Origin of the sequence: Vibrio agarilyticus (assembly GCF_012641465.1) — a bacterium.
In the GTDB taxonomy this organism is placed as follows: Bacteria; Pseudomonadota; Gammaproteobacteria; order Enterobacterales; family Vibrionaceae; genus Vibrio; species Vibrio agarilyticus.
Window position 1 is genome coordinate 181,383 of sequence record NZ_JABAIK010000004.1, and the last position, 15,193, is coordinate 196,575.

Annotated in this window: 12 protein-coding genes; 5 read left to right on the forward strand and 7 right to left on the reverse strand. The window is 47.6% G+C overall.

Translation table 11 applies throughout. The features are described from left to right. Positions 1–109: 109 nt before the first annotated feature. From ilvN to HGP28_RS05590, 6 genes are all read right to left on the reverse strand, one after another. A complete protein-coding gene (ilvN, locus tag HGP28_RS05565) occupies positions 110–604 on the reverse strand; it encodes an acetolactate synthase small subunit (protein ID WP_168835469.1) in 495 nt (164 codons plus the stop codon). Continuing rightward, positions 604–2,325 (reverse strand): acetolactate synthase 3 large subunit, encoded by a 1,722-nt coding sequence (locus HGP28_RS05570; protein WP_168835470.1) that lies wholly within the window; start codon positions 2,323–2,325, stop codon positions 604–606. Before HGP28_RS05570 ends, ilvN begins: the two co-directional genes overlap by 1 nt. Before the next feature lie 404 nt (positions 2,326–2,729). Beyond that, positions 2,730–4,538: an AMP-dependent synthetase/ligase gene (locus HGP28_RS05575; protein WP_168835471.1), complete on the reverse strand. Its 1,809-nt coding sequence runs from the start codon at positions 4,536–4,538 to the stop codon at positions 2,730–2,732. A gap of 244 nt (positions 4,539–4,782) precedes the next feature. Continuing rightward, positions 4,783–5,745, reverse strand: a complete 963-nt coding sequence (leuO, locus tag HGP28_RS05580; protein ID WP_168835472.1) for a transcriptional regulator LeuO — start codon at positions 5,743–5,745, stop codon at positions 4,783–4,785. Positions 5,746–6,119: 374 nt separating this feature from the next. Next, the gene (locus HGP28_RS05585) at positions 6,120–7,178 is read right to left on the reverse strand and encodes an MJ1255/VC2487 family glycosyltransferase (protein ID WP_168835473.1); all 1,059 of its coding nucleotides are present in this window, start codon (positions 7,176–7,178) and stop codon (positions 6,120–6,122) included. Then, the gene (locus HGP28_RS05590; protein WP_168835474.1) at positions 7,175–7,720 is read right to left on the reverse strand and encodes a phosphatase PAP2 family protein; all 546 of its coding nucleotides are present in this window, start codon (positions 7,718–7,720) and stop codon (positions 7,175–7,177) included. Before HGP28_RS05590 ends, HGP28_RS05585 begins: the two co-directional genes overlap by 4 nt. A gap of 587 nt (positions 7,721–8,307) precedes the next feature. On the opposite strand from HGP28_RS05590, the gene leuA reads away from it, so the two are divergent. The 5 genes from leuA to HGP28_RS05615 all read left to right on the forward strand — a co-directional run bounded on the left by leuA (position 8,308) and on the right by HGP28_RS05615 (position 14,255). Then, the gene (leuA, locus tag HGP28_RS05595; protein WP_168835475.1) at positions 8,308–9,855 is read left to right on the forward strand and encodes a 2-isopropylmalate synthase; all 1,548 of its coding nucleotides are present in this window, start codon (positions 8,308–8,310) and stop codon (positions 9,853–9,855) included. A 60-nt stretch (positions 9,856–9,915) separates the two neighbouring features. After that, positions 9,916–11,007: a 3-isopropylmalate dehydrogenase gene (gene leuB / locus HGP28_RS05600; protein ID WP_168835476.1), complete on the forward strand. Its 1,092-nt coding sequence runs from the start codon at positions 9,916–9,918 to the stop codon at positions 11,005–11,007. A 19-nt stretch (positions 11,008–11,026) separates the two neighbouring features. Continuing rightward, a complete protein-coding gene (gene leuC, locus HGP28_RS05605) occupies positions 11,027–12,445 on the forward strand; it encodes a 3-isopropylmalate dehydratase large subunit (RefSeq protein WP_168835477.1) in 1,419 nt (472 codons plus the stop codon). 9 nt (positions 12,446–12,454) lie between these two features. Further along, complete coding sequence (leuD, locus tag HGP28_RS05610) at positions 12,455–13,057, forward strand: 3-isopropylmalate dehydratase small subunit (protein WP_168835478.1); 603 nt, start codon at positions 12,455–12,457, stop codon at positions 13,055–13,057. 397 nt (positions 13,058–13,454) lie between these two features. Beyond that, positions 13,455–14,255: a DUF547 domain-containing protein gene (locus tag HGP28_RS05615; protein WP_168835479.1), complete on the forward strand. Its 801-nt coding sequence runs from the start codon at positions 13,455–13,457 to the stop codon at positions 14,253–14,255. 13 nt (positions 14,256–14,268) lie between these two features. On the opposite strand, the gene djlA is transcribed toward HGP28_RS05615, so the two are convergent. Further along, positions 14,269–15,123, reverse strand: a complete 855-nt coding sequence (gene djlA, locus HGP28_RS05620) for a co-chaperone DjlA (RefSeq protein WP_168835480.1) — start codon at positions 15,121–15,123, stop codon at positions 14,269–14,271. Between the last annotated feature and the right edge of the window lie 70 nt (positions 15,124–15,193).

Consider the following 15,193-nt stretch of genomic DNA (forward strand, 5'->3'; position numbering starts at 1 on the left):
TTATGTTGAGGTAAGGTGTTTGACAATGGCCTATTTAAACGATGTGTTTCAAATAAAAAAACCCAATGATACTGACTCATTGGGTTTTTATTTTTAATCCAACAAATCGTTATGCGCGCAGCGCTCGTTCACCTCGAGCAATGCCGACCACACCGCTTCGCGCCACTTCAATCACATCCGTCACTTCACTTAATGCGGCTAAAAATGCGTCCAACTTGTCGCCCGATCCGGCTAACTGTACGGTGTACTGAGAAGCGGTCACATCGACAATCTGACCTCGGAAAATATCGGCGGTTCGCTTTACTTCAGCTCGAGCAAAACCACTGGCTTTGACCTTAACCAGCATCAACTCACGCTCAATATGTTCAAGCTCAGACACTTCTTGAACCTTAAGCACATCAATAAGCTTATGCAGCTGCTTTTGAATTTGCTCTAGCTGCAACTCACTCGATTTGGTGGTGATGTTGAGTCGCGATAAAGTGTCATCATCGGTCGGCGAGACCGTCAAAGATTCAATATTGTACCCACGCTGAGAAAATAGCCCCACCACACGAGATAGCGCACCCGGTTGGTTTTCCATAAGCAATGAAATTATGTGTCGCATTAGGTTCTCTCCGTTTTACTCAGCCACATTTTATCCATCCCTTCGCCTTTAATTTGCATCGGGTACACATGCTCAGTTTCATCAACATTAATATCAACAAACACCAATCGATCTTTCATCTCAAGTGCTTTCGCCAATCCTGACTCCAACTCACTTGGCGATGAAATGCGAATGCCGACATGACCATAAGCCTCTGCAATCGCGGCAAAATCTGGCACCGAACTCATGTATGAATTCGAATGACGACCTTGGTAGATAATATCTTGCCACTGCTTAACCATACCGAGGAATCGATTATTAAGGTTGATGATTTTCACGGGGATCGCATATTGCAGTGCGGTCGACAGCTCTTGAATATTCATCTGAATACTGCCATCGCCTGTCACGACAACCACCTCTTCATCGGGGAACGCAAATTTAACCCCAAGACCTGCGGGCAGCCCAAAGCCCATGGTGCCCAGTCCACCCGAGTTGATCCAGCGACGCGGTTTGTTAAATGGGTAGTAAAGCGCGGCAAACATCTGGTGCTGACCCACATCTGAAGCGACAAAAGCATCACCTTGTGTCAAGCGATGTAAGGTTTCTATCACTTGTTGTGGTTTGATTCGCTCAGGATCGGTTTGATACGCCAAGCAATCACGTTCTTGCCACGTTCGAATCAATTGCCACCAGGCTTCAAGTGCTTCACGATCGTTAGTCTCACCCTGCTCTTCGAGCAGTGCGACCATGGTGGTCAACACTTTGTCGGCAGAGCCCACAATAGGCAGGTCAACATGAACGTTTTTGGAGATCGAAGAAGGATCAATATCGATGTGGATCACTTTGGCATCGGGACAATATTTTTCCAAATTATTGGTGGTACGGTCATCAAAACGGACACCGACCCCAAAAATAAGATCCGCATTGTGCATCGCCATATTGGCTTCATATTTGCCATGCATGCCCAGCATACCCAGTGCATTGGCGTGCATTCCAGGAAACGCCCCCAAGCCCATCAAGGTACTGACTACAGGTAAGTTGAGTGCTTCAGCAAGGCGCAATAACGGCTTATCAGCTTCTGAAATGATCGCGCCACCACCGACATAAAGCACCGGTTTCTTTGCCGCTAATAACGCTTTGAGCGCTTTTTTGATCTGCCCTTTATGGCCGGATGTGGTTGGCTTATAAGAGCGCATCGTCAACGTTTCTGGGTATTGATACGCCAGTTTAATTTGTGGATTAAGCACATCTTTTGGCAAATCAATCACCACAGGACCGGGGCGGCCTGTGGTCGCGATGTAAAACGCTTTTTTAATTGTTTCAGGAATGTCTTCGGCTTTTTTAACCAAAAAGCTGTGCTTTACCACCGGACGAGAGACCCCAACAATATCGCACTCTTGAAAAGCATCATTACCAATAAGGTTGTTTGGCACGTTCCCAGAGATGACAATCATCGGGATCGAGTCCATATAAGCGGTTGCAATACCGGTGATGGTGTTGGTTGCGCCAGGTCCAGAGCAAACTAACACCACGCCAGGCTTGCCTGTGGCCCGTGCGTAGCCATCGGCCATATGCGTTGCTGCTTGTTCGTGGCGAACTAATACGTGTTTGATTTGAGATGTTTTTTCGTGCAACGCATCGTAAATATCCAGTACCGATCCTCCGGGGTAACCAAATATTTGCTCAACCTGCTCTTCTATCAGAGATTGGACTACCATCTCTGCGCCGGATAACCATTCCATCGCGTCTCCTTATTCGCTCAATGATGCGCTCGGTCAGCGCAATCGGCGAGTGTCTACATAGTTAGGGCTTATTTGTAGCCTAATTCGAAATACTTCCACTTTCGGCTATGTCTTGAAGCGGTCATAACCGACCTCAAGCGTGATTTCACTCTACCGCGTTCAATGCTGAAGATCTACGCGAAAACGGTTCAGATCTTAGACTTCGCCTCTCTTTTTTTGACAAGTCATAGACAAAATTTCCATATTTAACCCCAAATTTAGTACGACAATGAAACCATAACGTCATTTACGCCATAAAACTTCAAAATAACCGTTTTGTTAATTATTGAGGAAACGTCAAAGAGATAAAAAAGCGCCCTGCAACGCTTAGTTGCAGGGCGCTTAATATTGAATCGAAAAGGACGTTATTTGCTGGATGCGTTATCGCGATACATCTCTTCGATTTCATTTTGGTAGCGATCATTAATCACTTTGCGGCGCAACTTTTGTGTTGGCGTCAACTCACCATCGTCCATCGAAAAAGCTTTAGGCAATAATTTGAATTTTTTCACTTGCTCAAATTTAGCGAGCTCTTTTTGCAGATCATTTAAGCGAGATTCAAACATCGCCATCACTTGGTGGTTTTTAATCAGCTCAAGACGGTCTTGATACGCAATATTGAGCTCTTTGGCGTATGTCTCTAATGAATCAAAACACGGCACTATTAGCGCAGAGACAAATTTTCGAGTATCGGCAATCACGGCAATCTGTTCGATAAAGTGATCTTTTCCAATCGTGCCTTCAATGTGCTGCGGCGCAATGTATTTGCCATTTGATGTTTTCATCAGTTCTTTGATGCGATCTGTGATGAATAGGTTGCCATTTTCATCAATATGGCCGGCATCTCCGGTTTTTAAAAAGCCTTGCTCATCAAACGCATCTAGCGTTTCTTGGTCCAGCTTATAATAACCGCGCATCACCATAGGCCCACGCACGAGGATTTCATTATTCGCGCCGATTTTCACTTCCGCGCCAGGCATCGACATACCGATTGAGTCCGGAGCAAAGTGTTTATCATCCCAGCACGATACAGTCGCCGTCGTTTCCGTCATGCCGTAGCCAAGCTTAACGTTAACCCCAATAGCGTGGAAAAAACGCCCAATGGTCGGATCCAGCTTTGCACCGCCACACGGCATGAAATGAATGCGACCGCCTAAAAGCGCACGCAGCTTACTCAGCACCAATTTGTCTGCCAAGGCGTGTGAACGGCGCAGCAAAGACGATGGCGTTCGGCCTTCTTGGTGACACAGCGCGACACGAGCGCCCATGTTAACAGCCCAAGTAAACAGTAGCTTACGAATGACTGGCGCTTTAGATACGCGTTCATGAATCGCTGAAAAAATCTTTTCATAAAAACGCGGTACAGCCGCCATGACGGTTGGACGAACTTCACCTAATGCATCACGCACCTGCAGCGTATCTTTGAGATAACAGTTCGTTGCGCCGTTATACAGTACGTAATAAGTCCAAGCACGCTCAAACACATGCGACAGCGGCAAAAAGCAGAGCGAAACATCGCTATCACTAAGGCTTAGGCGTTGATCGTGTCCTTCAAGCTGGGCACCAATATTGGCGTAATCGAGCATGACGCCTTTAGGCTGACCTGTGGTACCCGACGTGTAAATCAAGGTTAACAAGTCATCCATTTTGGCACCGGCCAGACGTTCATCCAAAGCCGCTTGGCACGTCTGACTGCCTTGTGCGATGAACGTTTGCCAATCACAGCTGTGGGCAAAATCGCCGTGTTCAATGTCATCAGAAAGCGTCACGACTAATTCGAGCATTGGGCAGGTGTCAAAAATCGTCACCGCCGCATCAAATTGGACCTGTTCGCCAACAAACAGCACGCGAACATCGGCATTTTGCAAAATATACGCGGATTGAGCGGGCGTATTCGTCGGGTAAATAGGCACCGTCACCAAGCGCGCTTGCAGCGCAGCGATATCGGTGATGGTCCATTGAGGCATGTTGTTGGAGAAGATCCCAACCTTATCTTGAACTTCAAGACCTCGATTAAGTAACGCGAGCGATAAAGCGTCAATTTGCTCGCCAAATTGCGACCAGCTAATGCTGTGCCACGCGCTATCGATTTTATGTTTGAGCGCCGCTTTGTTACCGCCTTTGGCGATTTGCTCACGAATGCGTTTTACAATATGAAAATCTAAGTTGGCCATGCTACTACCTTTTGGCTTACACATGTAAGCTAATTTCAGCGGACAGTGTACTGCTGAGCGCACAAAACGCAACTGATGCGGGTCAAAGTTTGATGACAAATTGATGAATAACTGGTCTGATGACGCTGTTAGATATTGTTTTTATAAGAAATAAAACTAGCGGGAATGCGCTGTGTCAGCATGAAAAGAGTGTAAAAATGAGTAACGAAATGCTGAGTTTCGTTACTCATGATGATTTGTTTCGTTAACCGCGACTTGCGATCACTTCACCACAGGTGACCATCAACAAGTCACGTAACCAAATGTGGCCTTTGTCTTTCTCACTCGACTCATGCCAGCTGAGATAGCCGCTAATTTCACTATGCGCAAAAGGACAAGATAGAATTTGCAACTGCGACTGATTCGCTGCATTTTCAACCATCCAACGTGGCGCTATCGTGACCAACTCTGACTGACCTACCACATACAGCACATTACTCAAACTTGTGCCTTCATAGTGAGCGACAACATCAAGATCGCGGTAGGCTTGTTCCGAGAAACTGCGCAGTCCGTGAATACGCGACAGCTTAGCATGGCGCTCACTGTGGAGCTGTTCCAGCGAAACCGTGTCGCTAATACGCGGGTGATTTTTCGCGGCAACCACCACAAGCTCATCTTTAAAAATTTCTGTGCTGGAAAAGCCTTGTTCATCAAACCGAGCGTAATCAATCACAAAATCGACTTCTTGATAACGCATTCGCTCCGAGAGACGGCGATCAAACTCCGCATCCACATGCAATTGAACATGAGGCGCTTGCGTATAAACGTCGGCTAAAATACGTGGCGTAAAACGCATATCGCAGGGGCTGCAAATAGCAAGCTTAAACATGCGAGTAGAATTGTCTGGCTGAAACACAGAGCTTGGTAACTCGTTGCGGATCAATTGCAAGGCTTGACGAATTGGACCAAAAAGTTGACGGGCTCGTTGAGTGGGTTGAATTCCCCGTCCTTGGCGCATAAACAGTTCGTCGTTGAACATCACTTTTAGCCGCGCCACAGCGTTACTCACTGCAGGTTGCGACATCCCCAAATTGTGTGCGGCGCGAGTAATATTTTGCTCTTGCATAACAGCATCAAATACCGTCAGCAAGTTCAAATCCACACCGCGTAATGTGCTTTCCATTCGATAACTGGCAATCGCACTAATGGCATCTTTTTTTTCTAACATCTCGAGCGCCTCATATAAAACGGTCAATTTTTACTGTCATCAGTGTTCACCATTGACTCGTCAATGCACTCAAATCAAAGCTTACAAAACCGTGCTATTGAAACGCACAGTCCAATGTAAGACACTGAATTGAGCCAATTGATAGTTCGAATAAATTCGAACCTAAAGCGCATATCAGCCTATAATATTACTTTTGGCAATAAGATTGACAATTTATCACCAAATTTTACCTACCCTGGACAAAAACCCTTAAAATACAAAGAAATACGCAAAACATAAAAAAACACAAAAAATCAAAAAGTAAACGCTTTCTTTTTGATTTTATTATTTTGCAAAGCAGATCTAAAATTACCCATTCTGTATTTTCTTATTAATCAATATTCATTGGCAAAATTTGAGACATAAGTCGGAAAATTCACCTGAGACCAGAGATGACTCGCCAGATTTTTCTGATCATGCCAAGCACCTTGAAGTAACCAATCACAGATGGCACCGGCCACATCCGGATAACCAACGCGCTCCGCCGCAGGCTCTTGAAGCCAATCACCTAGTATTGTTAAATCGAGCTCTTCCATCATGGTCGCCAAACCCAACGCATCAAGTGTGGCTGCGTTACTCAATTGTTCAAATTGCCCCTTAAGTGGCTTGAGCAGTATTTTTTTGCCAAGCGAAAGAGCTTCTGACGGCAACTCAAAGCCACCATTTGCGACCACGCCTAAACACTGTTTTAGCGCGCGCTGAAACCCGTGTCTTGATGGTGGACGAAATTCAATATTATTCGAACGGTATGGCTCACGAACTTCGGGGTGATAACAGATAAAATGTTGATTTGGCACTTGCCGCAACCAATGACCAATATCAGCGCAAGCTTCAAACGGCAAATAAACTAAAATAAACGACTCCAGCTCGGCCTCAACGGGTAAGGTCGCAATAATGGGTGGTAACAATGGCTGCTCAAAATGATACCAATGCAAACCAATGTGATGGGTTGCTGGCGCGAAATGCTGAATCATCTGTTTGTCGAACCAATTGGCACCACGCAATGGGACATTATGACGAAACGCATTTTGATGGCTGATGCTAATGGTGGTCTTACCCTGACGCTTTGCCGCCCAAGCGGAAACGGGTTCAAAATCATTCAGGATAAGGGTGTACGGCGAGAGATCCAGCGTCTGAATGTCACGCATCAATCGCCAAGGCCGCACTGCAGCGGCGGTTTTACTGTAACTGACCTTGCCCTTTTCCGTGACAAAACTCAGACCTTTGCAAGTGCGATACGCACCAAATTCTTCCATCGCAAAATAGTTCGACTCATCACGCCCTGAAAACAGATAATCAACCTCAACCCCTCGTTTTTTGAGTGCACTGCACATCGCTCGAGCGCGTGCGATATGACCATTTCCAGTCCCTTGCACTCCATAAAGCACTTTCATAACGCCCCCGAAAATAGGTGTAGTGCAGACTGAGCGCATGCCAACCCAAGACCTGCGCCAAGCACAACATCGGTAAGAAAATGCACGCCGAGTAAAATACGAGAAAAGCCAATCAGATGCGCCCAAACAAAACTGAACAAAGCCAGCGATGGAAAGTAAGCACTCACTACAGAGGCCATTAAAAAGGCGGCGGCAGTATGCCCTGATGGCAAGCTGTATCGATCTGAGGGGGTAATAAATGCCATGAGGCCTTCACACAATTCAGCAGGACGGCGGCGTTTAACGGCATTTTTGACCCACCAATAGAGTGGCAATTGCAACCCAAATGCGACTAAACCTGTCAGTAAAAATTGCCCACCCAAGTCACCATAATGCCACCAAGCAAATAACCCAACCAGCGCGTAAAGTGGCCCATCACCACTACGCGAAACTAGGCGACTGACTAAAGCGATTTGCTGGTTGAAGCGGTGTTGCAGGAAGAGAGTTGAAATTGCCATATCGAATTGGACAATCGGTTTTGTCATGTCAAGCCACGCTCTCATCGTGTCTCCTTATCACTTCACTGTTCTATTGGTGAGGTTTGAAAAACCACTCTTAAGCTTCATTAGGTATAGGTTGGTTGCGTGACAAAGCCGTGACGCTGATTTGGCGGTTTAGTGACATTCAAGCACCACACAGCAACCGCGCTTTTTTCACCATGTTTCGCGATCAGGTCGGACAAGTTCATTCTTTGTTTAAATATTGCACTTAAAGGTTGACGCTAGAGGTTATGTGCGGTACTAATTTGTTAATTGATTAAGTGGATTGCATTATTTTTGCGTCGAATTCATGTCAACTTTGAGTAACTGGATAACAACCCAATGATTGCACGTTTTTCTCTCCTGCTCAGCCTCCTCCTTATCGTGGATAACTCGCGCGGGTAGGCAGTGGATAGAAAACACCACAACATTTTTAAAAAGCCCGCTGATTTAGCGGGCTTTTTTGTTTTTCGACTTGCGATTTTGGATGTATCGCAAACACGTAAGCGAAACCTGAATTACGGCCAGTAACGCGGGCATTCGAGTGGCAATGGCATGGGCAATCGGCAACCTCCGCCGCCCCAACACCAAAAGTTTAAAAGGACGTACTTATGAAGGATCAAGTCATTATTTTCGACACCACACTACGTGATGGTGAACAAGCGCTATCGGCCAGTTTGACGGTCAAAGAAAAGTTGCAAATTGCGTACGCCCTTGAACGTCTTGGTGTGGATGTTATCGAAGCCGGCTTTCCCGTCTCATCACCGGGTGATTTTGAATCCGTTCAAACCATTGCTCGCCATATTAAAAACAGTCGCATTTGCGCCTTATCTCGCGCCGTGATTGGCGATATCGACGCGGCCGCGGCCGCGCTCAAAGTGGCTGACGCGTTTCGCATTCACACCTTTATTTCCACCTCGACCATTCATGTGCAAGACAAACTGCGCCGCAGTTACGATGATGTGATTGAGATGGCCGTCAAAGCGGTTAAACACGCTCGCAACTTAACCGATGATGTGGAATTTTCTTGTGAAGATGCTGGCCGTACGCCAATTGACAATCTGTGTCGTATGGTGGAAGCGGCCATTAATGCCGGCGCACGCACCATTAATATTCCTGACACGGTCGGCTACACCGTGCCCAATGAATTTGGCGGCATCATTCAAACGCTATTTCAACGCGTGCCAAACATTGATAAAGCGGTCATTTCAGTGCACTGCCATGACGATCTTGGTATGTCTGTCGCCAACTCGATTGCCGCTGTGCAAGCGGGCGCGCGCCAAATTGAAGGCACCATCAATGGTATTGGTGAGCGCGCGGGTAACTGCGCCTTGGAAGAGATCGCCATGATCATCAAAACGCGCCAGGATCTACTTGGGGTTCATACCGGTATTAAACACGATGAAATTCATCGCACCAGTAAATTAGTGAGTCAATTGTGTAATATGCCGATCCAATCGAACAAAGCGATTGTTGGCTCAAATGCATTCAGCCACTCTTCTGGTATTCATCAAGACGGCATGCTGAAAAATAAAAATACCTACGAAATCATGACGCCTGAGTCGATTGGCCTCAAGCAGCAAAGCCTGAATTTAACCAGTCGCTCCGGGCGCGCTGCGGTAAAATCACACATGGATACGCTGGGTTACCAAGAAGACGAATACAACCTAGACGCTTTGTACGACGATTTCTTAAAGCTTGCTGATCGCAAAGGCCAAGTCTTTGATTACGATCTTGAGGCATTGATGCACTTTGCCAATCTGCGTGAAGAGGATGACTTCTACAAACTCAATTACCTCAGCGTTCAATCGGGCAGTGTGATGGCAACCACCAGCATCAAAATTCAATGTGGCCAAACCGAACGCTGCGAAGCCGCGGTAGGCAATGGCCCTGTTGATGCGCTCTATCAATGCATTTACCGGGTCACAGGTTACGATATTGTGCTGGACAAATTCGACTTAACCGCCAAAGGCGAAGGCGAAGATGGTTTGGGTCAAGCTGATATCATTGCCAACTATAAGGGCCGCAAGTACCACGGTACAGGGGTCTCAACAGATATCGTTGAAGCGTCAGGCCAAGCACTATTGCACGTGATCAATAGTATTCATCGCGCCGATAAAATCGCAGAAATCAAGCAGCAAAAAATTGCAACGGCATAACATTACGTTCGAATATTTGACAAAAACACGCTCATTTCACACCGTCTTAAAGGATTAACAATGACAAACAAAACTTATCAAATTGCGGTACTGCCTGGTGATGGTATTGGCCCAGAAGTCATGGCTCAAGCACACAAAGTGCTGGATGCGATTGAGCAAAAACACGGCCTACGCTTTTCCCGTAGTGAGCACGACGTTGGCGGCATCGCAATTGATAATCACGGCAGCCCACTGCCGGAGAGTACCTTGCGTGGCTGTGAAGAAGCCGATGCGGTGTTATTTGGCTCGGTTGGTGGCCCAAAATGGGAACATTTGCCGCCGAATTCCCAACCTGAGCGTGGCGCGTTGCTGCCACTACGCAAACATTTTCAACTGTTTTGCAATTTGCGCCCAGCGCAAATTCACACCGGCTTAGAGACATTTTCACCACTGCGTGCCGATATTTCTGAGCGTGGGTTCGACATCGTTGTGGTTCGCGAGCTGACGGGCGGAATTTATTTCGGCCAGCCGAAAGGACGTGAAGGCGAAGGGCCGACCGAGAAAGCGTTTGATACCGAGGTGTATCATCGCTTTGAAATTGAGCGTATTGCTAAAATCGCGTTTGAGTCAGCGCAGCTACGCCGCAAAAAAGTCTGCTCGATTGATAAAGCGAACGTGCTGCAAAGCTCTATTTTATGGCGTGAAGTGGTGGAAGGGGTTGCCAAAGATTACCCAGATGTTGAACTGTCACACATGTACATCGACAACGCCACCATGCAGCTGATTAAAGACCCAGCGCAATTTGATGTGATGCTCTGCTCTAATATCTTTGGTGACATCATCTCTGATGAATGCGCCATGATCACCGGTTCGATGGGAATGTTGCCTTCTGCCAGTCTTAATGAAAGCCAGTTTGGTCTCTATGAGCCCGCAGGTGGCAGTGCGCCTGACATTGCAGGAAAAAACATCGCCAACCCTGTGGCGCAGATCCTGTCTGCCGCACTCATGCTGCGTTATAGCCTAGGTGAAGAAGCGGCAGCACAAGACATTGAAGCGGCCGTTAGCAAAGCCTTAGCCGCAGGCGAACTGACCGCGGATCTGTCGGGTAACAACCCAGCATTAAGCACGTCAGAGATGGGCGATAAAATCGCAGCCTACATTCTAAATTCATAAAAACACGGAAGTTTGAGCAATGGGTAAAACACTGTATCAAAAGGTCTACGACGCGCACGTTGCCGTCGCAGCCCCAGGCGAAACGCCGATTTTGTACATCGACCGTCACTTAGTTCACGAAGTCACTTCGCCACAAGCGTTCGATGGCCTACGTGAAAAGGGTCGTCAAGTCCGTCAGGTAAGCAAAACATTTGCCACTATGGACCATAACGTTTCCACCACGACCAAAGATTTGAATGCGTCAGGCGATATGGCGCGTATTCAGATGGAAACCTTGATGAAAAACTGCGCCGATTTTGGCGTAACGCTTTACGACATCAACCACAAATACCAAGGTATTGTTCATGTCATGGGGCCTGAGCTTGGCATCACTTTGCCCGGAATGACCATTGTGTGCGGTGATTCACATACCGCCACACACGGTGCATTTGGCTCGCTTGCGTTTGGTATTGGCACTTCTGAGGTGGAGCATGTATTAGCGACACAAACCTTGAAGCAAGCTCGCGCTAAGACGATGAAAATTGAAGTGAAAGGCAAAGTCGCGCCTGGGATCACCGCAAAAGATATCGTACTGGCTATCATCGGCAAAACCACCGCGGCTGGCGGTACTGGCTACGTCGTTGAGTTCTGTGGCGAGGCGATCACCGATCTCTCGATGGAAGGCCGCATGACGGTGTGCAACATGGCCATCGAGCTTGGTGCAAAAGCGGGCTTAATTGCTCCAGATCAGACCACCTTTGATTACATTAAAGGACGCAAATTTGCCCCTAAAGGGGCGGGTTGGGACGCCGCTGTCGCGTATTGGCAAACTCTAAAAACCGATGATGATGCCCACTTTGATGCGGTTGTCACCTTGGATGCGGCAGCGATCAAACCGCAAGTGACCTGGGGCACCAACCCAGGTCAAGTGATCAGCGTTGATGAGCCGATTCCTGCACCGAACAGTTTTAGCGATCCTGTTGAGCAAGCTTCTGCCGCCAAAGCATTGGCCTACATGGGACTTGAAGCGGGAAAAGCGTTATCCGATTACAGCGTGGATAAAGTGTTTGTCGGATCGTGCACCAACTCACGCATCGAAGACATGCGCGCTGCGGCAGCGGTTGCCAAAGGCAAAAAGGTCGCCGCGCACGTTCAAGCATTGATTGTACCGGGATCAGAACAAGTTAAAGCGCAAGCCGAAGCTGAAGGGCTAGATATCATTTTCAAAGACGCCGGATTTGAATGGCGTCTGCCCGGCTGCTCTATGTGCTTGGCGATGAATAATGACCGCCTTGGCCCGCAAGAGCGCTGCGCCTCCACCTCCAACCGCAATTTCGAAGGTCGCCAAGGCCGTGATGGCCGAACGCATTTGGTGAGCCCTGCGATGGCTGCCGCAGCGGCAATCGCGGGCCGTTTTGTCGATATTCGTGAATTGACTTCTTTTGATAAACAGGACTAGGAGCGCATCATGTCTGGATTTACTCAACACACTGGGCTTGTGGTGCCCTTAGATGCCGCAAACGTCGATACTGATGCGATTATTCCAAAGCAATTTTTACAAAAAGTCTCTCGACTTGGCTTTGGTCAGCACCTTTTCCACGATTGGCGCTTTTTGGATGACGCAGGGCAAGAGCCGAACCCTGATTTTGTTATGAACGCTCCTCGCTACCAAGGAGCCTCCATTTTACTGGCTCGTGAAAACTTTGGCTGCGGTTCATCGCGTGAACACGCGCCTTGGGCATTGGCCGATTATGGGATCAAAGCCATGATTGCTCCCAGCTTTGCCGATATTTTCTATGGCAACTCAATCAATAACCAAATGGTGCCCGTGCGTCTCACTGAGCAAGAAGTCGATGAACTGTTCCAATTTGTCGAAAGCAACGTTGGCGCGCAGATAGAAGTTGATCTTGATGCATTAAAAGTTCGCGCTAATGGCAAAGAATACTCATTTGAAATCGATGAATTCCGCCGCCATTGTTTGCTCAACGGGCTGGATAATATTGGCTTGACCCTGCAACACGAAGCCAAAATCGCGGAGTACGAAGCGCAAATTCCTCGCTTTCTCGCTTAAGCGTCTCTCGCCTATCCAAATCACTACCACAAAGGCTGACAATCATGTCGGCCTTTGTTTTTTTAATCACCGATTGAAATAAAATCACCACGATTCAGGTCGTTATATACCCAAGTAACCTCAAGATGCATGGTTCAGCGAGAATGACTTGGTTTGTCAGTGAGGCGAGGGTTTGAAGATTGAGTGGCCCTCAATCGAAAATCGTCAACAAAGCTGATGAGCCAAGACAGCTCGCCCCTTGGGAGCCAATCACTGAACCGATAGCTGCGTTAAACAACTTGAAAATAGACTCGCTATTTCGCTGCGTTGTTTGCCTTGCTCTCAGCTCAGTGAGCCGGCTCTGAATCCAGCATCTTGAGGTCACTTGGGTATATTAAATTTAACGAAGGAGACAAGGATGACTGGACGACACGACTTTTGGCACGCTTTTCTCTCACTCGGGCTGATTCTGGCTTCTTTTCAGCTTTATGCGGCCCCCAAAGCCGAATTGTGGCCTTTTTGGCAAGCTTCTAATGAAAGCAATCACGCCACCATTGACCACCAGCCATGGCAAACCATCTTAGACCGCTATCTCTTGGTTCAAGGCCAGCATCATCTGTTTGACTATCAAAATGTCAGTGCAAGCGATAAACACGCACTCAAGCAGTACATTCGTGCACTTGCCAGCCTTGATCCTCGCGATTATCGTCAAGCCGAGCAATACGCTTACTGGGTCAATCTGTACAATGCTCTGACAGTTGACGAGATTTTGGATCACTACCCTATTCGCTCGATCACCAAACTTGGGGGCATTTTTACATTTGGCCCTTGGGATGAGGATCAAGTGATCGTCGCAGGGAAAACTCTGACATTAAATGATATCGAGCATCGAATTTTACGCCCGATTTGGCAAGATCCCCGCACCCACTACGCCGTCAATTGCGCCAGCCTTGGCTGCCCAAATTTGCAGTTAAATGCGTTTACCAGTGCCAATCAAGAGCAACTGCTTGATCAAGCTGCAAAGGCTTTTATTCGCAGTCCTAAAGGAGTTCTAATCCAAGGAAATCGAGCCCAACTTTCAACGATTTATCAATGGTTCAGTGACGATTTTGGTGGGGAGAAAGCGCTGTTTGAGCATATCAGCCAATACGCGCCGGAATATCGCGGGTTTACTGGGAAAATCCGTTATGATTATGACTGGTCTCTCAACCAGCCATAATGTCAGCGCGAGATTATTTGAACCCCTTCTCTTTTTTGATCAAATCGTACGCGTTTTGAATTTCTTGCGCTTTCTCTTTCGCCATGTTCATCATTTCTGGCGGAAGCCCCCGCGCCATCAATTTATCGGGATGATGTTCATTCATCAGCTTACGGTGCGCGCGTTTCACCGTTTTTGCATCGGCATCCTCGTCAACACCGAGAATTTTGTACGCATCGGTCAATTGACTTGCACTAGTGGCCTGTTGCCAGCTCGAGCCTGACGAGTGTTGCTGACGCTGCCCGCCAAAACCGCCTTGACGCTGAAAACGAAAAGCCGCCTCTTGCATTTGTAGGCGTCGCTCCAACTGAGCTTCCGAAAACCCTAAACCGCGAGCAATGCGATGCAATACTTGACGCTCGCTCGGGTGAATCGCGCCATCGGCAAACGCAGCTGAGATCTGCAATTCAAGGAAAAACTGCAATAGATCATAACGACCACCCACAGATGAGTGCACCGTTTTTAACACGTCCTCAAGCGGAAAATCTGCCTCTTTACCCTCACGAAACGCCGCTTGAGCGGCACGGCGCTGATCGCCATGCAAATCCATGCGATCCATCATTGCACTTGCCAGTTCGATCTCTTCGCGTGTCACCTGCCCCTTGGCTTTAGCGACGTGGCCCATAATGGAAAAAGCGGCCGTGAAAAACGCCTCTTGTCGCTGCGCAGAGTTGCCTTGCTGACTAAAACCACCACTTTGAAAACCCGCTTGCTGCATTCCTCGCGCTTTATCAAATCGGTGGCCTAAATAAAGTCCTAACGCGGCGCCAATCGGTCCACCAAATAAAAAACCGAAAAAAGCGCCAAGAATTTTGCCAAAAATCTGCATTCTGTGTTCTCTATCTATGAATTTTTACATCGAGCTGCGGTCATATAGTGCTGGATAGTCGGAAATCCTT